General features: G+C 55.0%; 22 protein-coding genes. 14 read left to right on the top strand and 8 right to left on the bottom strand.

Features of this window, described 5'->3' with window-relative positions; all coding sequences use genetic code 11:
• The 10 genes from lpxD (at nt 1) to tilS (ending at nt 12,646) form a co-directional block, all read left to right on the top strand.
• Nucleotides 1-1,026 carry a UDP-3-O-(3-hydroxymyristoyl)glucosamine N-acyltransferase gene (lpxD, locus tag F3J31_RS14960; protein WP_023345460.1) on the top strand — a complete coding sequence of 342 codons (1,026 nt, stop codon included), beginning with the start codon at nt 1-3 and terminating at the stop codon, nt 1,024-1,026.
• Between the two features lie 102 nt (nt 1,027-1,128).
• Nucleotides 1,129-1,584, top strand: coding sequence for a 3-hydroxyacyl-ACP dehydratase FabZ (fabZ, locus tag F3J31_RS14955; protein ID WP_010426706.1), 456 nt, complete (start codon nt 1,129-1,131; stop codon nt 1,582-1,584).
• A 3-nt stretch (nt 1,585-1,587) separates the two neighbouring features.
• On the top strand, nt 1,588-2,376 hold the full coding sequence (lpxA, locus tag F3J31_RS14950) for an acyl-ACP--UDP-N-acetylglucosamine O-acyltransferase (RefSeq protein ID WP_167213931.1): 789 nt from the start codon (nt 1,588-1,590) through the stop codon (nt 2,374-2,376).
• Nucleotides 2,376-3,524: a lipid-A-disaccharide synthase gene (gene lpxB / locus F3J31_RS14945; RefSeq protein WP_045907840.1), complete on the top strand. Its 1,149-nt coding sequence runs from the start codon at nt 2,376-2,378 to the stop codon at nt 3,522-3,524. The genes lpxA and lpxB overlap by 1 nt, the downstream gene beginning before the upstream one ends.
• A complete protein-coding gene (rnhB, locus tag F3J31_RS14940) occupies nt 3,521-4,117 on the top strand; it encodes a ribonuclease HII (protein WP_045907841.1) in 597 nt (198 codons plus the stop codon). Before lpxB ends, rnhB begins: the two co-directional genes overlap by 4 nt.
• 38 nt (nt 4,118-4,155) lie before the next feature.
• Nucleotides 4,156-7,638, top strand: coding sequence for a DNA polymerase III subunit alpha (gene dnaE / locus F3J31_RS14935; RefSeq protein ID WP_045355195.1), 3,483 nt, complete (start codon nt 4,156-4,158; stop codon nt 7,636-7,638).
• 12 nt (nt 7,639-7,650) lie between these two features.
• Nucleotides 7,651-8,610 (top strand): acetyl-CoA carboxylase carboxyl transferase subunit alpha, encoded by a 960-nt coding sequence (accA, locus tag F3J31_RS14930; protein WP_008501895.1) that lies wholly within the window; start codon nt 7,651-7,653, stop codon nt 8,608-8,610.
• A 100-nt stretch (nt 8,611-8,710) separates the two neighbouring features.
• A complete protein-coding gene (locus F3J31_RS14925) occupies nt 8,711-10,843 on the top strand; it encodes a lysine decarboxylase LdcC (RefSeq protein WP_167213928.1) in 2,133 nt (710 codons plus the stop codon).
• Between the two features lie 65 nt (nt 10,844-10,908).
• The gene (locus F3J31_RS14920) at nt 10,909-11,298 is read left to right on the top strand and encodes a VOC family protein (protein WP_023293230.1); all 390 of its coding nucleotides are present in this window, start codon (nt 10,909-10,911) and stop codon (nt 11,296-11,298) included.
• Between the two features lie 58 nt (nt 11,299-11,356).
• On the top strand, nt 11,357-12,646 hold the full coding sequence (gene tilS / locus F3J31_RS14915; protein ID WP_167213925.1) for a tRNA lysidine(34) synthetase TilS: 1,290 nt from the start codon (nt 11,357-11,359) through the stop codon (nt 12,644-12,646).
• A gap of 28 nt (nt 12,647-12,674) precedes the next feature.
• Here the strand turns inward: tilS and rof are convergent, their stop codons facing one another.
• Nucleotides 12,675-12,935 (bottom strand): Rho-binding antiterminator, encoded by a 261-nt coding sequence (gene rof, locus F3J31_RS14910; protein ID WP_024907532.1) that lies wholly within the window; start codon nt 12,933-12,935, stop codon nt 12,675-12,677.
• Nucleotides 12,922-13,122: a YaeP family protein gene (locus tag F3J31_RS14905; RefSeq protein ID WP_008501889.1), complete on the bottom strand. Its 201-nt coding sequence runs from the start codon at nt 13,120-13,122 to the stop codon at nt 12,922-12,924. The genes rof and F3J31_RS14905 overlap by 14 nt, the downstream gene beginning before the upstream one ends.
• 196 nt (nt 13,123-13,318) lie before the next feature.
• Between F3J31_RS14905 and F3J31_RS14900 the strand changes: the two genes are divergently transcribed.
• The 3 genes from F3J31_RS14900 to nlpE are packed head-to-tail and all read left to right on the top strand — an operon-like array spanning nt 13,319 to nt 15,016.
• Entirely contained in the window at nt 13,319-13,864 is a 546-nt protein-coding gene (locus F3J31_RS14900; RefSeq protein ID WP_021240481.1) for a YaeQ family protein, read from the top strand.
• Nucleotides 13,861-14,283: an alternative ribosome rescue aminoacyl-tRNA hydrolase ArfB gene (gene arfB, locus F3J31_RS14895; RefSeq protein ID WP_028018285.1), complete on the top strand. Its 423-nt coding sequence runs from the start codon at nt 13,861-13,863 to the stop codon at nt 14,281-14,283. Before F3J31_RS14900 ends, arfB begins: the two co-directional genes overlap by 4 nt.
• Before the next feature lie 34 nt (nt 14,284-14,317).
• On the top strand, nt 14,318-15,016 hold the full coding sequence (nlpE, locus tag F3J31_RS14890; protein ID WP_048028427.1) for an envelope stress response activation lipoprotein NlpE: 699 nt from the start codon (nt 14,318-14,320) through the stop codon (nt 15,014-15,016).
• Between the two features lie 48 nt (nt 15,017-15,064).
• Here nlpE and proS read toward each other — a convergent pair whose 3' ends face one another.
• From proS to metN, 6 genes are all read right to left on the bottom strand, one after another.
• Nucleotides 15,065-16,783 (bottom strand): proline--tRNA ligase, encoded by a 1,719-nt coding sequence (gene proS, locus F3J31_RS14885; RefSeq protein WP_048028425.1) that lies wholly within the window; start codon nt 16,781-16,783, stop codon nt 15,065-15,067.
• A 112-nt stretch (nt 16,784-16,895) separates the two neighbouring features.
• Entirely contained in the window at nt 16,896-17,603 is a 708-nt protein-coding gene (tsaA, locus tag F3J31_RS14880) for a tRNA (N6-threonylcarbamoyladenosine(37)-N6)-methyltransferase TrmO (protein ID WP_167213921.1), read from the bottom strand.
• The gene (gene rcsF / locus F3J31_RS14875) at nt 17,600-18,004 is read right to left on the bottom strand and encodes an Rcs stress response system protein RcsF (RefSeq protein ID WP_008501883.1); all 405 of its coding nucleotides are present in this window, start codon (nt 18,002-18,004) and stop codon (nt 17,600-17,602) included. The genes tsaA and rcsF overlap by 4 nt, the downstream gene beginning before the upstream one ends.
• A gap of 106 nt (nt 18,005-18,110) precedes the next feature.
• A complete protein-coding gene (gene metQ / locus F3J31_RS14870; protein WP_014168729.1) occupies nt 18,111-18,926 on the bottom strand; it encodes a methionine ABC transporter substrate-binding lipoprotein MetQ in 816 nt (271 codons plus the stop codon).
• A 40-nt stretch (nt 18,927-18,966) separates the two neighbouring features.
• Nucleotides 18,967-19,620 carry a methionine ABC transporter permease MetI gene (locus F3J31_RS14865; protein ID WP_003856130.1) on the bottom strand — a complete coding sequence of 218 codons (654 nt, stop codon included), beginning with the start codon at nt 19,618-19,620 and terminating at the stop codon, nt 18,967-18,969.
• Nucleotides 19,613-20,644, bottom strand: a complete 1,032-nt coding sequence (gene metN, locus F3J31_RS14860; RefSeq protein WP_023310475.1) for a methionine ABC transporter ATP-binding protein MetN — start codon at nt 20,642-20,644, stop codon at nt 19,613-19,615. Before metN ends, F3J31_RS14865 begins: the two co-directional genes overlap by 8 nt.
• Nucleotides 20,645-20,832: 188 nt before the next feature.
• On the opposite strand from metN, the gene gmhB reads away from it, so the two are divergent.
• A complete protein-coding gene (gene gmhB / locus F3J31_RS14855) occupies nt 20,833-21,399 on the top strand; it encodes a D-glycero-beta-D-manno-heptose 1,7-bisphosphate 7-phosphatase (RefSeq protein ID WP_167213918.1) in 567 nt (188 codons plus the stop codon).
• Nucleotides 21,400-21,746: the final 347 nt, after the last annotated feature.

Genomic DNA, 21,746 nt, shown 5'->3' with positions numbered 1-21,746 from the left:
ATGCCTTCAATTCGACTGGCTGATTTAGCTCAGCAGTTGGATGCAGAATTACACGGTGATGGCGATATCGTCATCACCGCTGTTGCGTCCATGCAATCTGCTAAAGCTGGCACGATTACCTTCATGGTAAGCCCTAAGTACCGTGAGCAACTGGCTCAATGCCAGGCGTCAGCTGTTGTTCTGACGCAGGACGATCTTCCATTTGCCACTGTAAGCGCGCTGGTAGTGAAAAACCCCTACCTGACGTATGCACGCATGGCTCAAATTCTTGATACCACGCCGCAACCGGCCCAGAACATTGCTGCCAGCGCAGCGATTGATGAGACGGCCAGGCTGGGTAACAACGTCGCCGTTGGGGCGAATGCGGTTATCGAATCCGGCGTTGTGCTGGGCGATAACGTCGTCATTGGCCCAGGCTGCTTCGTTGGGAAAAATACGAAAATCGGCGCGGGGACCCGTTTGTGGGCCAATGTGTCCGTTTATCATGACGTGGAAATTGGCGAAAACTGCCTCGTCCAGTCCAGCACCGTGATTGGTTCTGATGGCTTTGGTTACGCTAACGATCGCGGTAACTGGGTGAAGATCCCGCAGCTTGGTCGCGTCATTATTGGCGATCGCGTGGAGATCGGCGCCTGTACCACCATTGACCGTGGCGCGCTTGACGACACGATCATTGGCAATGGTGTTATCATCGATAACCAGTGCCAGATTGCGCATAACGTTGTGATTGGCGACAATACCGCGGTTGCAGGTGGCGTCATCATGGCAGGCAGCCTGAAAATTGGCCGTTATTGCATGATTGGCGGTGCGAGCGTGATTAATGGCCATATGGAAATTTGCGACAAGGTGACCGTGACGGGAATGGGCATGGTAATGCGTCCTATCACTGAACCTGGCGTCTATTCCTCCGGCATTCCGCTTCAGCCCAACAAGGTATGGCGTAAAACAGCAGCTCTGGTGATGAACATTGATGATATGAGCAAGCGCCTCAAGTCCCTTGAGCGTAAGATCGATCAACAAGACTAAGCGTCATCCGTTGAACGCTATTTTTCCCGGCCTGTCGGCTTTCTAATAAACCGGCAGGCCGTGTTATTATTGTTATCAGTACATTTTGACAGGAAGAGTATTTTGACTACTGACACTCATACTCTGCATATTGAAGAGATTTTAGAACTTCTGCCGCACCGCTACCCGTTTCTGTTGGTAGACCGTGTGCTGGATTTTGAAGAAGGTCGTTTTCTGCGCGCAGTGAAAAATGTTTCCGTGAACGAGCCGTTCTTCCAGGGGCACTTCCCTGGTAAGCCTATCTTCCCGGGTGTGTTGATTCTGGAAGCGATGGCTCAGGCTACCGGTATTCTGGCGTTCAAAAGCGTCGGTAAACTGGAGCCAGGTGAGCTGTATTACTTCGCGGGTATTGATGAAGCGCGCTTTAAGCGCCCTGTCGTGCCTGGTGATCAGATGATCATGGAAGTCACTTTTGAAAAAACGCGTCGTGGCCTGACTCGCTTCAAAGGCGTAGCGCTGGTTGACGGCAAAGTTGTTTGCGAAGCGACGATGATGTGTGCTCGTAGCCGGGAGTCCTGATACGTGATTGATAAATCCGCCTTTATTCATCCTACCGCGATTGTGGAAACCGGTGCCATCATTGGTGCTAACGTCCACATTGGCCCGTTTTGTATTGTTGGACCCCATGTCGAAATTGGTGAGGGTACAGTACTGAAATCTCACGTTGTCGTGAATGGTCACACGACCATTGGCAGCAATAATGAGATCTATCAGTTCGCCTCCATCGGCGAAGTTAACCAGGATCTGAAATATGCTGGTGAGTCGACCCGTCTGGAAATTGGCGATCGTAACCGTATTCGCGAAAGCGTCACCATTCATCGTGGAACAGTACAGGGTGGTGGGTTGACGAAGGTGGGCAGCGATAACCTGTTTATGGTGAATGCGCATATCGCGCACGACTGTACCGTGGGTGACCGCTGTATTCTTGCCAACAACGCCACGCTGGCAGGACACGTATCGGTTGATGACTTCGCCATCATTGGCGGCATGACCGCAGTCCATCAGTTCTGCATCATTGGTGCGCACGTGATGGTCGGTGGATGCTCCGGTGTGGCGCAGGACGTCCCACCGTATGTGATTGCGCAGGGCAACCATGCCACGCCGTTTGGTGTGAACATCGAAGGCCTCAAGCGTCGTGGCTTTAGTCGCGAAGCGATTACTGCCATCCGCAACGCGTACAAATTGCTGTACCGCAGCGGTAAAACGCTGGAAGAGGCGAAGCCGGAAATTGCCGAACTGGCGAAAAAGCACCCGGAAGTGGACGCGTTCATGGAGTTCTTTGACCGTTCAACAAGGGGTCTGATTCGTTAATGGTCGACAGTCGTCCGCTTACGATAGCCCTGGTCGCCGGAGAAACCTCCGGCGATATTCTTGGTGCAGGTCTCATCCGTGCGCTTAAGGCGCGTGTACCCAATGCTCGCTTTGTCGGCGTTGCTGGCCCGCTGATGCAGGCCGAAGGCTGTGAAGCCTGGTACGAAATGGAAGAGCTGGCCGTGATGGGTATCGTTGAGGTGCTGGGACGGCTGCGCCGTTTGCTGCACATTCGTGCCGATCTCACCCGCCGCTTTACCGAACTCAAACCCGATGTGTTTGTCGGTATCGATGCACCTGATTTCAATATTACCCTCGAAGGGAACCTGAAAAAGCAGGGTATTAAAACCATTCACTACGTTAGTCCGTCCGTCTGGGCGTGGCGACAGAAACGCGTTTTCAAAATCGGACGGTCCACCCATCTGGTGCTGGCTTTCCTGCCTTTCGAAAAAGCGTTTTACGACAGATTTAATGTTCCGTGCCGTTTTATCGGTCATACCATGGCGGATGCAATGCCACTGGATCCGGATAAAAACGCGGCGCGCGACGTGCTGGGCATTCCCCATGATGTGCACTGTCTGGCCTTGCTGCCGGGCAGCCGTGGCGCAGAAGTGGAGATGCTGAGCGCTGATTTCCTCAAGACAGCGCAAATTCTCCGCCAGACGTACCCCGATCTCGAAGTGGTCGTGCCGCTGGTGAATGCCAAACGCCGCGAGCAGTTTGAGCGCATCAAAGCAGACGTCGCCCCGGATCTTCACGTCCGTCTTCTGGACGGGCAGGGGCGGGAAGCAATGTATGCGAGCGATGCCGCACTGCTGGCCTCCGGCACGGCGGCGCTGGAATGTATGCTGGCGAAATGCCCAATGGTGGTCGGTTATCGCATGAAGCCGTTTACCTTCTGGCTGGCAAAACGTCTGGTGAAAACGGATTATGTCTCCCTGCCAAACCTGCTTGCCGGGCGCGAGCTGGTGAAAGAGCTGCTGCAGGATGAGTGCCAGCCGCAGGCGCTTGCGGAGGCGCTGCTGCCGCTGCTGGCCAACGGTAAAACCAGCCACCAGATGCACGATACCTTCCGCGAACTGCATCAACTGATCCGCTGTCATGCTGATGAGCAAGCGGCCGATGCGGTGCTGGAGTTAGCAAAATGATGGAATTTGTTTATCCTCACACCCACCTTGTGGCGGGCGTGGATGAAGTGGGTCGTGGTCCGTTAGTCGGAGCCGTGGTGACCGCTGCGGTGATCCTCGATCCGGCTCGGCCGATCGTCGGGCTGAACGACTCTAAAAAATTGTCTGAAAAGCGCCGGCTGGCGCTGTTTAGTGAGATTCAGGAGAAAGCGCTGGCCTGGAGCCTCGGGCGCGCTGAGCCGCATGAGATAGACGAGCTGAATATTTTGCACGCCACGATGCTGGCGATGCAGCGTGCGGTAGCGGGGCTGAAAATCGCCCCTGAATATGTCCTGATTGACGGCAACCGCTGTCCGGCATTGCCCATGCCTTCAATGGCAGTGGTCAAAGGCGATAGCCGGGTCGCAGAAATTAGCGCAGCTTCTATTATTGCCAAAGTGACACGCGACGCCGAAATGGCCGCGCTGGACCTCACTTACCCTCAGTATGGTTTCGCCCAGCATAAGGGATATCCCACACCTTTCCACCTGGAGAGGCTGGCTGAACATGGCGCAACCGAACACCATCGGCGCAGTTTTGGCCCGGTGAAACGCGCCCTGGGACGGGTGTCCTGAATCATTACGCAAGCAATTAAGTAACGCGGAATCTGAAGATGGCTGAACCACGTTTCGTACACCTGCGGGTGCATAGCGACTACTCCATGATCGATGGGCTGGCGAAGACCGGGCCGCTGGTTAAAAAGGCGGCCTCCCTTGGCATGCCCGCGCTGGCGATCACCGATTTTACCAACCTGTGTGGCCTGGTGAAGTTCTACGGAACGGCGCACGGCGCGGGGATGAAGCCCATCGTCGGTGCAGATTTTCATGTGCAGAGCGATCTCATCGGCGATGAAATGACGCAAATTTCCGTGCTGGCGATGAACAACACGGGTTATCAAAACCTCACTCTGCTTATCTCAAAAGCCTATCAGCGCGGCTATGGTGCGCTGGGGCCGTGGATCGACCGTGACTGGCTGGCCGAGCTGAACGAAGGGCTACTGCTGATCTCGGGTGGCCGTATGGGTGACGTCGGCAAATGTCTGCTGCGCGGCAATAGTGCGCTGGTGGATCAATGCGTCTCGTTCTATGAAGAATATTTCCCGAATCGTTATTACCTGGAGTTGATCCGTACCGGCCGTCAGGATGAAGAGAGCTATCTTCATGCCGCGGTGGCGCTCGCAGAAGAGCGCGGGTTGCCCGTGGTGGCCACCAACGACGTGCGGTTCCTTGAGGCGGGTGATTTCGACGCGCATGAGATTCGCGTGGCGATCCATGATGGTTTCACCCTCGACGATCCGAAGCGACCGCGTAATTACTCTGCACAACAGTACATGCGCAGCGAGGAGGAGATGTGTGAACTCTTCTCTGATATCCCCGAAGCGCTGGAAAACAGCGTAGAGATTGCCAAGCGCTGCAACGTCACCGTCCGCCTCGGCGAATACTTCCTGCCGCAGTTCCCGACGGGAGACATGACCACGGAAGATTTCCTGGTCGCGAAATCAAAAGAAGGTCTGGAAGAGCGTCTGGAATTCTTGTTCCCGGATGAAGAAGAGCGCAAAAAGCGTCGCCCTGAGTATGACGAACGCCTGGATATTGAACTCCAGGTGATCAACCAGATGGGCTTCCCGGGCTACTTCCTGATCGTTATGGAGTTTATCCAGTGGTCGAAGGATAACGGTGTTCCAGTCGGGCCGGGGCGTGGCTCCGGTGCAGGTTCGCTGGTGGCGTATGCGCTGAAAATCACCGACCTCGATCCGCTGGAATTCGACCTGCTGTTCGAACGTTTCCTCAACCCGGAACGTGTCTCGATGCCCGACTTCGACGTCGACTTCTGCATGGAGAAACGCGATCAGGTGATCGAGCACGTGGCCGATATGTACGGCCGTGACGCGGTATCGCAGATCATTACCTTCGGTACGATGGCGGCGAAAGCGGTTATCCGTGACGTGGGCCGCGTGCTGGGCCACCCGTACGGGTTTGTCGATCGCATCTCTAAACTGGTGCCGCCCGATCCGGGCATGACGCTGGCAAAAGCTTTTGAGGCTGAACCGCAGCTGCCGGAAATCTACGAAGCGGACGAAGAAGTCAAAGCGCTGATCGACATGGCGCGCAAGCTGGAAGGCGTCACGCGTAACGCCGGTAAGCATGCAGGGGGCGTGGTTATCGCCCCGACTAAAATTACGGATTTTGCACCACTTTACTGCGATGAAGCGGGCCAACACCCGGTTACCCAGTTTGACAAGAACGACGTAGAATACGCCGGGCTGGTGAAGTTCGACTTCCTTGGTCTGCGTACGTTGACCATCATTAACTGGGCGCTGGAGATGATCAACGCCCGTCGCGAGAAGAATGGCGAGCCGCCATTGGATATCGCGGCCATCCCGCTGGATGACAAGAAAAGTTTCGATATGCTGCAGCGCTCGGAGACTACCGCCGTCTTCCAGCTTGAATCCCGCGGCATGAAAGATCTGATTAAGCGTCTGCAGCCCGACTGCTTCGAAGATATGATCGCACTGGTTGCCCTGTTCCGTCCGGGCCCGCTGCAGTCAGGGATGGTAGATAACTTTATCGACCGTAAGCACGGGCGCGAAGAGATTTCCTACCCGGACGTTCAGTGGCAGCACGAAAGCCTGAAGCCGGTGCTGGAGCCCACCTACGGCATCATCCTGTACCAGGAACAGGTGATGCAGATCGCCCAGGTGCTTTCCGGCTATACCCTCGGCGGCGCGGACATGCTGCGTCGTGCGATGGGTAAGAAAAAGCCGGAAGAGATGGCCAAGCAGCGCTCCATCTTTGAAGACGGTGCGAAGAAAAACGGCGTTGACGGCGAACTGGCGATGAAAATTTTCGACCTGGTGGAGAAATTCGCCGGGTACGGATTTAACAAATCCCACTCCGCCGCCTATGCTTTGGTGTCGTATCAAACGCTGTGGCTGAAGGCGCACTATCCTGCTGAGTTTATGGCTGCGGTAATGACCGCGGATATGGACAACACCGAGAAGGTGGTGGGGCTGGTGGATGAGTGCTGGCGCATGGGGCTGAAGATCCTGCCGCCGGATATCAACTCGGGTCTTTACCATTTCCACGTTAATGACGACGGGGAGATCGTTTACGGGATTGGCGCGATCAAGGGCGTAGGTGAGGGGCCGATCGAGGCGATCATCGAAGCGCGCAACAACGGCGGCTATTTCCGCGAACTGTTCGATCTTTGCGCCCGTACCGATACCAAAAAACTGAACCGCCGCGTGCTGGAAAAACTGATCATGTCCGGCGCGTTCGACAGGCTGGGGCCGCACCGCGCCGCGCTAATGAACTCGCTGGGCGACGCCCTGAAAGCGGCGGATCAGCACGCGAAAGCGGAAGCCATTGGCCAGGCGGATATGTTCGGGGTGCTGGCGGAAGAGCCGGAGCAGATTGAACAGTCGTATTCCAACTGCCAGCCGTGGCCAGAACAGGTGGTGCTGGACGGCGAGCGTGAAACGTTAGGCTTGTACCTGACGGGTCACCCGATCAACCAGTACATTAAAGAAATTGAGCGCTATGTCGGCGGCCACAGGCTAAAAGACATGCATCCGACAGAACGTGGTAAAATCACCACGGCTGCGGGGCTCGTGATTGCTGCAAGGGTTATGGTCACCAAGCGCGGCAATCGTATCGGCATCTGTACGTTGGATGACCGTTCCGGGCGTCTGGAGGTGATGCTGTTCACCGACGCGCTGGATAAATACCAGCAATTGCTGGAAAAAGACCGCATACTTATCGTCAGCGGACAGGTCAGCTTTGATGACTTCAGTGGGGGGCTTAAAATGACCGCCCGCGAAGTGATGGACATTGACGAAGCCCGGGAAAAATATGCTCGCGGGCTTGCTATCTCGCTGACGGACAGGCAAATTGATGACCAGCTTTTAAACCGACTCCGTCAGTCTCTGGAACCCCACCGCTCGGGGACAATTCCAGTACATCTCTACTATCAGAGGGCGGATGCACGTGCGCGGTTGCGCTTTGGTGCAACGTGGCGTGTCTCTCCGAGCGATCGTTTACTGAACGATCTCCGTGGCCTCATTGGTTCGGAGCAGGTGGAACTGGAGTTTGACTAATACAGGAATACTATGAGTCTGAATTTCCTTGATTTCGAACAGCCGATTGCTGAGCTGGAAGCGAAAATCGATTCTCTGACAGCGGTAAGCCGTCAGGATGAAAAACTGGATATTAACATCGACGAAGAAGTGCATCGTCTGCGCGAGAAAAGCGTAGAGCTGACGCGCAAAATCTTTGCCGATCTCGGCGCATGGCAGGTGGCCCAGCTGGCTCGCCATCCACAGCGTCCGTACACCCTGGATTATGTCCGCCTGGCGTTTGACGAATTTGACGAACTGGCAGGCGATCGCGCATACGCTGACGACAAAGCTATCGTTGGCGGCATCGCGCGTCTGGACGGACGCCCGGTGATGATCATTGGTCATCAGAAAGGTCGTGAAACCAAAGAGAAAATCCGTCGTAACTTCGGTATGCCAGCCCCAGAAGGCTACCGTAAAGCCCTGCGTCTGATGGAGATGGCTGAGCGTTTTAATATGCCTATCATCACCTTCATCGACACCCCGGGTGCCTACCCTGGCGTGGGCGCGGAAGAGCGCGGCCAGTCTGAAGCCATCGCGCGCAACCTGCGCGAGATGTCTCGTCTGAAGGTGCCGGTCATCTGTACCGTTATCGGTGAAGGGGGTTCCGGTGGCGCGCTGGCGATTGGCGTGGGCGATAAAGTGAATATGCTGCAGTACAGCACCTATTCCGTTATCTCCCCGGAAGGCTGTGCGTCCATTCTGTGGAAAAGTGCCGACAAAGCACCTCTGGCTGCCGAAGCGATGGGCATCATTGCGCCACGTCTGAAAGAGCTTAAGCTGATCGATTCCATCATCCCGGAACCGCTGGGTGGTGCACATCGTAAGCCGGAAGTGATGGCCGCGTCCCTGAAAGCGCAGCTGCTGGCCGATCTGGCAGACCTGGACGTGCTGAGCAAAGAAGATCTGCTCAACCGCCGTTACCAGCGTCTGATGACTTACGGCTACGCGTAAGCTTCACAATTATCTGAAAAGCCGCACAATGTTGCGGCTTTTTTTATACCTGCGGTTTAGCCGGACTATGCTTAGCTAATGTTTTTTAAGGAGGAAGCCCATGAATATCATTGCCGTTATGGGGCCACACGGCGTCTTTTATAAAGATGAGCCGATTAAGGAGCTGGAGCAAGCCCTGCAGTCGCGCGGGTATCAGCTAATCTGGCCGCACAACAGCGCCGATCTGCTGAAGTTCATCGAGCATAACCCGCGTATCTGCGGCGTGATCTTCGACTGGGATGAATATGACCTCGAACTGTGCAGCGATATCAACAAGCTGAACGAATATCTCCCGCTGTACGCCTTTATCAATACCCACTCAACCATGGACGTCAGCGCCAATGATATGCGTATGGCGCTGTGGTTCTTTGAATATTCACTCGGCGTGGCGGAAGACATTGCGACCCGAATTCAGCAATACACGAATGAATATCTCGATAACATTACGCCACCGTTTACCCGGGCGCTCTTTACCTACGTGAAAGAGGGGAAATATACCTTCTGTACGCCGGGCCATATGGCGGGGACGGCCTACCAAAAAAGCCCGGTCGGCTGCCTGTTCTATGATTTCTTTGGTGGCAACACGCTGAAAGCGGACGTGTCCATTTCAGTCACCGAATTAGGCTCGCTGCTGGATCATACCGGCCCGCATCTGGAAGCTGAAGAGTATATCGCCCGCACCTTTGGGGCCGAGCAGAGCTATATGGTGACCAACGGCACCTCGACCTCGAACAAAATCGTCGGGATGTACGCCGCGCCTGCGGGCAGCACCCTGCTGATTGACCGTAACTGCCATAAATCGCTGGCGCACCTGCTGATGATGAGCGACGTCGTACCGCTCTGGCTGTCACCCACGCGTAACGCGCTCGGTATTCTTGGTGGTATTCCGCGCCGGGAGTTCATGCATGAAGCCATTGAAAGCAAGGTCGCGGCAGTGCCCGGTGCAAGCTGGCCTGTCCATGCGGTGATCACCAACTCGACCTATGACGGTCTGCTGTACAACACGAACTGGATCAAAAAGACGCTGGACGTGCCGTCGATCCACTTCGATTCCGCATGGGTACCGTACACCAATTTCCACCCGATTTACGCGGGTAAGAGCGGCATGAGCGGTGAGCGCGTGCCGGGTAAAGTGTTCTTCGAAACGCAGTCGACGCACAAAATGCTGGCGGCGTTTTCCCAGGCTTCGCTGATTCATATCAAAGGCGAGTACGACGAAGAGACCTTTAACGAAGCCTTTATGATGCATACCACCACCTCACCGAGCTATCCGCTGGTGGCGTCTATCGAAACGGCCGCGGCGATGCTGCGTGGCAATCCGGGCAAACGTCTCATCAACCGTTCGGTGGAGCGCGCGCTGCATTTCCGCAAAGAGGTTCAGCGGCTGAAAGAGGAAGCCGACGGCTGGTTCTTTGATATCTGGCAGCCGGAAGAGATTGATGAGGCGGAGTGCTGGCCCGTCTCGCCCGGCGAAGACTGGCATGGCTTCCGGGATGCCGATAGCGACCATATGTTCCTCGACCCGGTAAAAGTGACGATCCTGACGCCAGGCATGGATGAGCAGGGAAAGATGAGCGAGGAAGGTATTCCGGCCGCGCTGGTCGCGAAATTCCTTGATGAACGTGGCGTGGTGGTGGAGAAGACCGGGCCCTATAACCTGCTGTTCCTGTTCAGTATCGGGATCGATAAAACCCGGGCGATGGGGCTGTTGCGCGGTCTGATGGAGTTCAAGCGCGCCTACGATCTCAACCTGCGGGTAAAGAACATGCTGCCGGATCTCTATGCGGAGGATCCCGACTTCTACCGTAATATGCGCATTCAGGATCTGGCCCAGGGGATCCACAGGCTGATCCGTCAGCACGATCTGCCGCGTCTGATGCTTCAGGCGTTTGATGTGTTGCCGGAGATGAAGTTTACCCCGCACAAGGCGTGGCAGCGCCAGGTTAGGGGGGAGGTCGAAACCGTCGAGCTGGAAAATCTGGTTGGACGCGTATCGGCCAACATGATCCTGCCTTACCCGCCGGGCGTACCGCTCCTGATGCCAGGAGAGATGATTACCGAAGAGAGTCGGGCGGTGCTCGATTTCTTGTTGATGCTCTGCTCTGTCGGACGCCATTATCCGGGCTTTGAGACCGATATCCACGGTGCGAAGCGCGATGAGCAGGGCGTGTACTGGGTGCGAGTCCTAAAATAAAGGTGACCGCTTGCAAGGTGCGGGTTTTCGGTTGTAACGTTCAGGCATCATAAAAAGGAGAAGCTATGCTGGGTTTAAAACAGGTTCATCATATTGCGATCATTGCGACCGATTACGCGAAGAGTAAGGCCTTCTACTGCGACATTCTCGGCTTTACGCTGTTGAGCGAGGCGTACCGCGAGGAGCGCGACTCCTGGAAGGGCGATCTGGCGTTAAACGGGCAGTATGTGATTGAACTGTTCTCTTTTCCTTTTCCGCCTGCGCGTCCGTCCCGTCCGGAAGCCTGCGGCCTGCGCCATCTCGCCTTCAGCGTCGATGACCTGGATAGCGCAGTAAAACATCTGGAAGCGCACGGCGTGACGTGTGAAGCGATCCGCGTCGATCCGTTCACCGACAAGCGCTTTACCTTTTTCAACGACCCGGACGGCCTGCCGCTGGAGCTTTATCAGCAGTAATCTTCGTCCTGTGTGATAATGCCCGCTCAGTTCGGGCATTTTTTATGTGTAATTCCCTATGACCTTACCCGCTATCGCACACGCCGTTTCACCGTACCGCCAGCTGCTGGTGGGGTTTAGCGGTGGCCTGGATTCCACCGTTCTGCTTCATCGTCTTAAGTGCTGGCGCGATCGGGAGCCTGACGTCCAGCTGCGGGCGATACATATTCATCACGGATTAAGTCCTCACGCAGAGGAGTGGGTGGCGCACTGCGAAGCCTTGTGTGCGGCATGGGCGATCCCGCTCCTCGTCGAGCGCGTCACGCTGGTAGAGGAAGGGCTGGGCATCGAGGCGCAGGCGCGTAAAGCCCGCTATGCCGCGTTTGCCGGGGCATTACATGCTGGAGAAGCGCTGGTCACGGCCCAGCATCTGGACGATCAGTGTGAAACCTTTCTGCTGGCGCTTAAGCGGGGAAGCGGACCGGCGGGGCTTTCTGCCATGCCAGCGCGTTCGGCATTTGCCGGCACAACGTTATTGCGTCCGCTGCTTGGCGAGACGCGCGCCTCGCTTGAAGCCTGGGCGCGAGAACATCAGCTGAGCTGGATTGAAGATGAGAGTAACCAGGATGAAGGGTATGATCGTAACTTTCTGCGTCTGCGCGTACTCCCGCTATTGAGCGAGCGCTGGCCGCATTTTGCCGACGCGACGGCAAGAAGCGCTATGCTGTGCGCCGAACAGGAAACGCTGCTGGATGAGCTGTTGAGTGACGAGCTGGCTGAACTGATTTCTAAAGACGGTGCGCTGGCGATTGCACCGCTGACAGCGATGAGCCCGGTACGTCGCGCCGCGCTGCTACGACGCTGGCTGGCCTCTCATCACGCTGCGATGCCGTCGCGGGCGATGCTGAGCCGTATCTGGGACGAGGTTGCCCTGGCGCGGGATGATGCTTCCCCGCGCGTCCATCTGAACGGTTTTGACGTAAGACGCTATAAAGGGGAACTCTGGTGGGTAAAATCAACGCCCTGCCTGACGGATGTGGTGCTCGACTGGCTTTCTCCTGAGCTTCCGCTGATATTGCCCGCTGAGGCTGGACGTATCTCCCTCATACCGTCTGGTCATGTGCGGCCGCCGAAGCCCGGTGAACCGGTAACGGTACGCTTTAAGGCTGGCGGCATGCTGCATATTGTCGGGCGCAACGGGGGCCGCAAGCTGAAGAAAATCTGGCAGGAGTGCAATGTGCCGCCGTGGCTGCGCGACACCACGCCGCTGCTGTTCTATGGTGAAACGTTGATTGCTGCGGCAGGGGTTTTCATCACGGAAGCGGGATGGGCGGAAGAGGGTGTCAGGTTTGAGTGGCAGAAAGCGTAACGGGCAGCCTGGCTGCCCGTTAGTGTCATCAGGATTCGCTCACCACGACGGTGCCGATTTGCGGGTGGCTGAAGCTGGCTATTTTATCCAGACGCAGCTCACGCGTCGCACCGGCATCTTCCACTATCAGGTATTCCACGTTCTTACGTGAAACCAGATCGTTGGCTTTCGCCTTCAACACTTCGCCATCTTTTAGCTCCAGCGTCAGTAATAAATGATGCTGGCAGGCGAGTTCGAGGTTGTCATAGTCATCACAATTGATGGGTTGATAAGTATCATTCATCGACATAATCGCTCACCAGTAAATTCGCCGCAGCATACGCTGCTTTTTCCCTGACCGACTCTGAAAGGCTCTCATCAGAGGCCACTTCATTAAGCACTTTCAATACACAGCCCAACGCGTCCGGGACATACCCCAGATCTCCGCTGGCGATTTCCGCATACCGTTTGCGAATTAACTCACAATAATTATTCACATCCCCTCCCGTCAGCGCACTGACTTACTGTGAGATATCATTAAGCCTACGAAGATAAACTCGGTTTAGCAAGGTGACTATACCATACTCATTTAAGCAATATCAGCGCCTTGATAGCGGTGTATTTATTACCCCGTGACAGCCTTTTGCCGCGGTTTTCGCTACAATGTGCGCCTGATTCGAATGGAGTTCTCTCATGGCGCTGAAAGCGACAATCTATAAAGCAGTGGTCAATGTGGCCGATCTTGATCGCAACCAGTTCCTGGACGCCTCGCTGACGCTGGCACGCCACCCCTCCGAAACCCAGGAGCGCATGATGCTGCGCCTGCTGGCGTGGATTAAATACGCTGACGAGCGTCTGCAGTTTACCCGTGGGTTAAGCGCAGAAGACGAGCCTGAAGCCTGGCTGCGCAACGATCATCTGGGTATCGATTTGTGGATCGAACTCGGACTGCCGGACGAGCGCAGAATTAAGAAGGCCTGCACCCAGTCCGCTGAAGTGGCCTTATTCGCGTATAATCAGCGTGCTGCAGAGATTTGGTGGCAGCAAAACAAGAGCAAGTGCGGACAGTTTAAAAATCTCACCGTCTGGTATCTGGATGATGAGCAACTGGCGCAGCTGAGCGACTTTGCCAGCCGGACCATGGTGTTGCAGGCGACGATTCAGGACGGTGCAATCTGGCTTTCTGATTCTCAGAATAATCTGGAAATTCATTTAACGGCGTGGCAACCGGCCTCATGATCGTCTTGTCCCGAAACGTCAGCATTCCGGACAACGAGCTGGAGATCACCGCCATCCGTGCTCAGGGGGCCGGTGGACAGCACGTCAACAAGGCCTCAACGGCTATCCATTTGCGTTTTGACATTCGGGCCTCAAGCCTGCCAGAGTATTATAAAGAAAGTCTGCTTGCTGCCAGCCATCACCTCATCACCAGCGATGGCGTGATGGTGATCAAAGCTCAGGAATACCGCAGCCAGGAGCTCAACCGGGAAGCGGCCATCGCCAGGCTGGTGGCGGTCATCAAAGAATTAACGGCAGTACAAAAAAGCCGCCGGGCAACGCGGCCAACCCGCGCATCGAAAGAGCGTCGGCTGTCCTCGAAGGCCCAAAAATCCACAGTGAAAGCATTACGCGGTAAAGTTCGTCGCCCGACAGAGTGACGAAAGGGAACACAAATTTCATAAGGAATTCATTGTGAAAAAAGCATTATGGTCAGCGCTGGCAGTGAGTACGCTGTTTGCGCTTTTCGGGTGTAACAACCGTTCAGAAACGCAGGTTTTGCAACCCACGCAAACGGAAGAATTAAAACCAATGCAGCAGAGCTGGCGCGGCGTATTGCCTTGCGCGGACTGTGAAGGCATTGAAACGTCCCTGTTCCTGCAAAAAGACGGCACCTGGGTGATGAACCAGCGCTATCAGGGCGGGAAAGAGCCTTCTTCTTTTGCGACTTATGGAACATGGGCGCGTACGGCGGAGAAGCTTGTCCTCACCGATACCTCCGGCGAGAAAACCTGGTTCCGCCCTAAAGGTGACAGCATGGAGATGCTCGACCGCGAAGGTAATCCTATTGAATCCCAGTTCAACTACACGCTGGCGCCGGTGAAAGCGGCTCTGCCCGCGACGCCGATGGCAATGCGCGGGATGTACTTCTATATGGCAGATGCGGCGATCTTTACCGACTGCGCAACTGGCAAGAAGGTCAGCGTGGCAAACAATGCCCAGCTTGAGCGTGATTACGCTGTGGCGCGCGGCAATGACAGCAAGCCGATATTGCTGACGGTGGACGGTCACTTTACGCTGGAGCCAAACCCGGATAGCGGAGAGATGGTGAAAACGCTGGTGGCGGATAAAGACGCGAAATTTATTGCGGGCAAAGACTGTAACAGCAAATAAGCTGACGTAGCGCCATTAAAAAACCCCGCCTGAGCGGGGTTTTTTTGTTTAGCCTTTGATGGCTTTCACCAGGTAATCAAGAATGTCGCCGGTCTTGATCATCTGTTTTTCGCCACTACGACGGTATTTGTATTCAATCTCGTCGCTATCGAGGTTACGGTCGCCGATCACGACGGTGTGTGGGATACCGATCAGTTCCATATCGGCAAACATCACGCCCGGACGTTCTTTACGGTCATCCATCAGCACTTCGATACCCTGCGCACGCAGCTCGGCGTACAGCTTCTCGGCCAGCTCCTGCACGCGGTAAGACTTGTGCATGTTCATTGGCAGAATAGCGACCTGGAACGGTGCGATGTTGTCCGGCCAGACGATGCCGCGCTCGTCGTAGTTCTGCTCAATCGCCGCAGCTACCACGCGCGTCACCCCGATACCGTAGCAACCCATGGTCAGGATCTGGTTACGACCATCTTCACCCTGAACGGCGGCGTTCAGCGCGCGCGAGTATTTATCGCCCAGCTGGAAGATGTGACCCACTTCGATACCGCGCTTGATCATCAGGGTACCCTGACCGTCCGGGCTTGGGTCGCCTGCGACCACGTTACGGATGTCAGCCACTTCCGGCGTCGCCACGTCGCGATCCCAGTTGATGCCGAAGTAGTGTTTACCGTCGATGTTCGCACCAGCGGAGAAGTCGCTCATCGCGGCTACCGTGCGGTCAATAACAACAGGCACCGGCATATTCACCGGACCCAGTGAACCTGGCCCAGCATTGACCACGGCGCGGATTTCCGCTTCCGTGGCGAACGTCAGCGGGCTGGCGACCTGCGGCAGCTTCTCGGCTTTCACTTCGTTCAGCTCGTGATCGCCACGCACCAGCAGGGCAACCAGCGGGTAAGCGCTCCCTTCGGTGGATTTCACCAGCAGGGTCTTAACGGTTTTTTCGATCGGCAGATTGAACTGCTCAACCAGCTCGGCAATGGTTTTCGCGTTTGGCGTATCAACCAGCGTCATCTCTTGCGTTGCCGCAGCACGCGGTTCTTTTGGTGCCAGCGCTTCTGCAAATTCGATGTTCGCGGCGTAATCAGAGGAGTCAGAGAAGATCACATCGTCTTCACCGCTCTGCGCCAGAACCTGGAACTCATGGGATGCGCTACCGCCGATGGAGCCGGTATCAGCCTGCACCGCGCGGAAATCCAGACCCATGCGGGAGAAGATTTTGCTGTATGCCGCGTACATTGCGTCGTACGTCTCTTGCAGGGATTCCTGAGAGGTATGGAAAGAGTAGGCATCTTTCATCAGGAATTCGCGAGAGCGCATGACGCCGAAACGTGGGCGAACTTCGTCACGGAACTTGGTCTGGATCTGGAAGAAGTTCAGCGGCAGCTGTTTGTAAGAGCTCAGCTCATTACGAATCAGGTCGGTAATGACTTCTTCATGCGTTGGGCCGAGAACGAACGGACGCTCGCCGCGATCGACGAAGCGCAGCAGTTCAGGGCCATATTGTTCCCAACGGCCACTCTCCTGCCACAGGTCAGCGGGCTGAACCACAGGCATGGACACCTCGATAGCACCGGCGTTGTTCATCTCTTCACGCACGATGTTTTCGACTTTTTTCAGGACGCGCACGCCGGTCGGCAGCCAGGTGTATAACCCGGAGGCCAGCTTGCGGATCATCCCGGCGCGCAGCATCAGCTGATGGCTGATCACTTCGGCGTCGGCAGGCGTCTCCTTCAGAGTGGAGAGCAGATATTGGCTAGTACGCATGTTGTTACGGTTCCATTTCGACGATTGGAACAGGCTGAAACACCAGCCTGACACAAAAAAAGTGGTTTAGTTTACCAGTGTGGCAAAGATGCCAAAAGAGAGGAGAACAAAATTACCTGGGTTCCAGGGCAAACACTTCAAAACCTGCCCCGGTGACGCGCCAGCGAACGTTAAAATCCAGCAGCCAGACGGCGTACGTTTTTCCCGCTTCCTCTTCTTTACGGTAGGCCGGACGCGGGTCCTGTGCCAGCACTTCGGTGATGAAATCCCGTAAGCGAGGATAGCGTTTCTCCAGTTGACCGAGCAGCGAGGCGAGCTCAGGGGTAAAATACACCGGCATATCCGCCTGTGGTGCGTCCTGGGCATAGCTTGCACGCGCGTCCGGAAGGGCTTCGGCGAAGGGCAAATAGGGTTTGATGTCGATCACCGGCGTGCCGTCGACCAGGTCCAGGCTACCTAACTCGAGTATCACCCGATCTTTCTGGCAGCGTATGCCTTTCAGTTCAACCAGCGACATGCCAACCGGGTTTGGACGAAAGGTCGAGCGCGTCGCAAACACCCCCATTCTCGCATTGCCGCCAAGACGAGGAGGACGCACGGTAGGACGCCAGCCGCCTTCCATCGTCTGGTGAAACACGAACACCACCCACAGATGGCTGAACGCCTCGAGCCCGCGTACCGCATCGGCCTGATTGTAAGGCGCAATCAGGTGAAGCTCACCGCGTCCGCTGGTGACAAGACCGGGCTGGCGGGGGACGGCGAACTTCTCTTTATAAGGAGAGTGGATAACGCCTATCTGCTCGAACTGAAATGCACTCATTTCGCCGTGATGTTCAGCGCAGAACCGATGCACACCGCCTGACGGTAGCAGCCCGGCGTGCCGCTGGTGACTTCACAGCTGTGCAGCAGGACCGCGTTAGCTTTCATTTTTGCGGCATTAATCTGCATGCGTTTACGCGCAGTCGGAATATTCGGTGGTGAGTCCTGATTGGTCGCTTGACAGGATTCGCCGCTCACTTCGCCCAGTTCACGGAACGGTTTACCGACGAGTTCGTCCGCTTTCGTGATAATGCGAACCGGCGCAGGGCGAACCACTTTCGGTTTCGCAGGCTCGGTCTTTGGCGGGGTTGCCGTGCTTTGAACAGGTTCAACGGGAGATCTGCTTAGCATAGAACAGCCGCTCAGCATGAGTGCTAAAAGACAGATCGGTAAAGCACGCATAATATTTCCTCAATGGATAATCAAAACGTCAGATATTGAATCAGTTGACTGCACAAATGACAAGACGGGCATAAGCCCGTCCTGATGATATTACACTGAGGTGAGATTACCAGCCTTTAACAGCGCCGCCGTTAAACACTTTGTTGGCTTCCTGGTAAACTTCGTCTGACTGATAGGCCTGAACGAATTTCTTCACGTTTTCCGCGTCCTTGTTGTCTTCGCGAGTCACGATCAGGTTAACGTACGGGGAGTCTTTATCTTCAACGAAGATACCGTCTTTGGCTGGCGTCAGGCCAATCTGGCTTGCGTACGTGGTGTTGATAACGGCCAGAGCAATCTGCGCATCGTCCAGAGAACGTGGCAGCTGCGGTGCTTCCAGTTCAACGATTTTCAGATTTTTCGGGTTCTCGGTGACGTCCAGAACGGTTGGCAGCAGGCCAACACCGTCTTTCAGTTTGATCAGGCCCACTTTCTGCAGCAGCAGCAGGGAACGACCAAGGTTAGTTGGGTCGTTAGGCACGGCAACCTGAGAGCCCGGCTGCAGTTCGTCCAGTGATTTAATTTTCTTAGAGTAACCGGCAATCGGATAAACGAAGGTGTTACCGACACCCACCAGTTTATAACCACGATCTTTGATCTGCTGGTCCAGGTATGGCTTATGCTGGAAGGCGTTCGCGTCGATATCGCCTTTGCTCAGCGCTTCGTTCGGCAGAACGTAATCGTTGAAGGTCACCAGCTCCACGTCCAGGCCATACTTCTCTTTTGCCACTTTCTGAGCAACTTCCGCAACCTGCTGTTCTGCACCTACGATAACGCCCACTTTAATGTGGTTTGGATCCTTTTCGTCCTGACCGCAACCCACCAGTGCCAGAGAGCCGATCAGCGCGCCTACTGCTGCGAAGGTCTTTAATTTAAACGCCATGTTTTATCCTTAACTCGTAGAGTTTGTGTTGTGTGTAACGTTATTTATGCGTAACAGCCCGGACGATGCGATCGCCAGAGAACTGGATTAAGTAAACCAGAACAACCAGCAATACCAGAACGGTATTCATCACGGTCGCGTTATATCCAATATAGCCGTACTGGTAACCAATCTGACCTAAACCGCCCGCGCCTACGGCACCGCCCATCGCCGAATAACCGACCAGGGTGATAAGCGTAATGGTTGCCGCATTCACCAGCCCTGGCAGTGCCTCCGGCAGCAGAACCTTGCGGACGATCTGCATCGGTGTGGCACCCATCGCACGGGAAGCTTCGATCAAACCGGTTGGGATTTCCAGCAGGGCGTTTTCCACCATACGGGCGATAAACGGCGCAGCGCCAACGGTCAGCGGAACGATCGCTGCCTGCAGACCGATAGACGTTCCGACGATCACGCGGGTAAACGGAATCATCCACACCAGCAGAATAATGAAGGGGATAGAACGGAAGATGTTCACCAGCGCAGAGAGCGTACGGTACAGCTTCGCGTTCTCAATGATTTGACCCGGACGCGTTACGTACAGCAACACGCCGACCGGCAGGCCAATCACAAAACCAAAGAAGCCAGAGACAAAGGTCATTGCCAGCGTTTCCCAAACGCCGCGAACCAGCAGCCACATCATCGGCTCAGACATAACCCAGTACCTCTACTTTTACGTGATGTTCTTGCAGCCAGGCAATGGCTGCCTGGGTTTCTTCTTGTGTGCCGTGCATTTCTGTCAGCATGATGCCGAACTTAACGCCACCGGCGTAATCCATCTGCGCGCTGATGATGTTGTTGTTCACGTTAAAGCGACGTGCGGTTTCGGAAAGCAGGGGGGCATCAACGGACTGACCGGTGAACTCCATGCGCAGCATCGGGACGCTGTCAGCAGCGGGTTCGGTTTTCAAACGCTCCAGATAGTCTTCCGGAATATCCAGATGCAGCGTGGACTGGATGAACTGCTGCGCCAGCGGGGTTTTCGGATGCGAGAATACTTCACTTACCGTGTCCTGCTCGATCAGTTCACCGTTGCTGATGACCGCCACGCAGTCACAGATGCGTTTCACCACGTCCATCTCGTGCGTAATAAGAAGGATCGTCAGGCCCAGGCGACGATTAATGTCCTTCAGCAGTTCCAGAATAGAACGCGTGGTTGCCGGATCCAGTGCGCTGGTGGCTTCATCGCACAGCAGTACCTTAGGATTGCTTGCCAGCGCGCGGGCAATGGCCACACGTTGTTTTTGCCCACCGGACAGATTTGCCGGGTAGCTATCATGTTTATCGCCCAGACCCACGAGGTCGAGCAGCTCGGTGACGCGACGCTTCACTTCTTCTTTCGGCGTGTTATCCAGCTCAAGCGGTAAGGCAACGTTGCCGAACACGGTGCGGGAGGCCAGCAGGTTAAAGTGCTGGAAAATCATGCCAATCTGACGACGCGCTTTGGTGAGTTCTTTCTCTGAAAGGGCGGTAAGTTCCTGGCCGCCAACTTCTACGCTGCCCTGGGTTGGGCGCTCAAGCAGGTTAACACAACGGATCAGCGTGCTTTTACCTGCACCCGATGCGCCAATGACGCCATAAATTTGACCAGCAGGAACATGCAGGCTGACGTTGTTCAGCGCCTGAATGGTTCGGTTCCCCTGCTGGAACACTTTGGTGATATTGGAAAGTTTAATCATTAGATTATTTTTATCGTATGTAAGTTAGCCGTGGCATTTTCTTCTGCCAGATACGGGTGATGACCGTAAACAAAACGGATGTTAAGGCATCCAGACGTCTAAATCAATCCAACTCTGTACGATGAGCACTTTATTGCGCTGCGATTCATGAGATACTAGTCGAACATGCCTTTTTCAGGAGCAAACCGGTGGCAAAATCAGTACCCGCAATTTTCCTCGATCGTGACGGCACTATTAATGTGGATCACGGTTATGTCCATGAGATTGATGAGTTCGAGTTTATCGAGGGCGTAATAGATGCCATGCGCCAGCTGAAAGAGATGGGCTATGCGCTGGTGGTGGTGACGAACCAGTCCGGTATTGCACGCGGTAAATTTACCGAAGCGCAGTTTGAGACGCTGACGGAATGGATGGACTGGTCACTGGCCGATCGCGGTGTGGATCTCGATGGCATCTACTATTGTCCGCATCACCCACAGGGAACCGTAGAAGAATATCGTCAGACCTGTGATTGCCGTAAGCCGCATCCGGGAATGTTCATCTCTGCGCAGGAGTTCCTGCACATTGATATGGCGGCTTCTTATATGGTGGGCGATAAACTGGAAGATATGCAGGCAGCTGCAGCAGCAGGTGTAGGGACCAAAATATTAGTGCGCACCGGGAAGCCTGTGACGGCAGAAGCTGAGAATGCGGCGGATTGGGTAATTAATAGTCTGGCCGAGCTGCCAAAAGAGATTAAAAAGCACCAAAAATAGCCTTTCTGGTGAAAAGATGAGCGGTTGAAATAAAAATGCATTTTTCCGCTTGTCATTCCTCGGCGGCCCCCTATAATGCGCCTCCATCGACACGGCGGATGTGAATCACTTCACAGATAACGCGGTCGGTTGAAGAGAAAAAATCCTGAAATAACGGGTTGACTCTGAAAGAGGAAAGCGTAATATACGCCACCTCGCAACGGTGAGCGAAAGCCGCGTTGCACTGCTCTTTAACAATTTATCAGACAATCTGTGTGGGCACTCAAAGTGACATGGATTCTTAATGTCTTCGGACAATAAATGAATACCAAGTCTCTGAGTGAACATGCGTAATTCATTACGAAGTT

Origin of the sequence: Enterobacter sp. Acro-832 (genome assembly GCF_011752745.1) — a bacterium.
Lineage (GTDB): Bacteria > Pseudomonadota > Gammaproteobacteria > Enterobacterales > Enterobacteriaceae > Enterobacter > Enterobacter quasiroggenkampii.
Note: the sequence above shows the minus strand (reverse complement) of the source record. Positions and strands in the feature narration are given on the sequence as shown.

What these genes read in the sequence shown, in the direction of transcription:
- rnhB (WP_045907841.1), top strand. Translation starts at nt 3,521, where the DNA reads ATGATGGAATTTGTTTATCCTCACACCCACCTTGTGGCGGGCGTGGAT.
- F3J31_RS14900 (WP_021240481.1), top strand. Translation starts at nt 13,319, where the DNA reads ATGGCGCTGAAAGCGACAATCTATAAAGCAGTGGTCAATGTGGCCGAT.
- F3J31_RS14920 (WP_023293230.1), top strand. Translation starts at nt 10,909, where the DNA reads ATGCTGGGTTTAAAACAGGTTCATCATATTGCGATCATTGCGACCGAT.
- accA (WP_008501895.1), top strand. Translation starts at nt 7,651, where the DNA reads ATGAGTCTGAATTTCCTTGATTTCGAACAGCCGATTGCTGAGCTGGAA.
- lpxB (WP_045907840.1), top strand. Translation starts at nt 2,376, where the DNA reads ATGGTCGACAGTCGTCCGCTTACGATAGCCCTGGTCGCCGGAGAAACC.
- dnaE (WP_045355195.1), top strand. Translation starts at nt 4,156, where the DNA reads ATGGCTGAACCACGTTTCGTACACCTGCGGGTGCATAGCGACTACTCC.
- tilS (WP_167213925.1), top strand. Translation starts at nt 11,357, where the DNA reads ATGACCTTACCCGCTATCGCACACGCCGTTTCACCGTACCGCCAGCTG.
- rcsF (WP_008501883.1), bottom strand. Translation starts at nt 18,004, where the DNA reads ATGCGTGCTTTACCGATCTGTCTTTTAGCACTCATGCTGAGCGGCTGT.
- metN (WP_023310475.1), bottom strand. Translation starts at nt 20,644, where the DNA reads ATGATTAAACTTTCCAATATCACCAAAGTGTTCCAGCAGGGGAACCGA.
- tsaA (WP_167213921.1), bottom strand. Translation starts at nt 17,603, where the DNA reads ATGAGTGCATTTCAGTTCGAGCAGATAGGCGTTATCCACTCTCCTTAT.
- proS (WP_048028425.1), bottom strand. Translation starts at nt 16,783, where the DNA reads ATGCGTACTAGCCAATATCTGCTCTCCACTCTGAAGGAGACGCCTGCC.
- F3J31_RS14925 (WP_167213928.1), top strand. Translation starts at nt 8,711, where the DNA reads ATGAATATCATTGCCGTTATGGGGCCACACGGCGTCTTTTATAAAGAT.
- metQ (WP_014168729.1), bottom strand. Translation starts at nt 18,926, where the DNA reads ATGGCGTTTAAATTAAAGACCTTCGCAGCAGTAGGCGCGCTGATCGGC.
- lpxD (WP_023345460.1), top strand. Translation starts at nt 1, where the DNA reads ATGCCTTCAATTCGACTGGCTGATTTAGCTCAGCAGTTGGATGCAGAA.
- rof (WP_024907532.1), bottom strand. Translation starts at nt 12,935, where the DNA reads ATGTCGATGAATGATACTTATCAACCCATCAATTGTGATGACTATGAC.
- F3J31_RS14865 (WP_003856130.1), bottom strand. Translation starts at nt 19,620, where the DNA reads ATGTCTGAGCCGATGATGTGGCTGCTGGTTCGCGGCGTTTGGGAAACG.
- arfB (WP_028018285.1), top strand. Translation starts at nt 13,861, where the DNA reads ATGATCGTCTTGTCCCGAAACGTCAGCATTCCGGACAACGAGCTGGAG.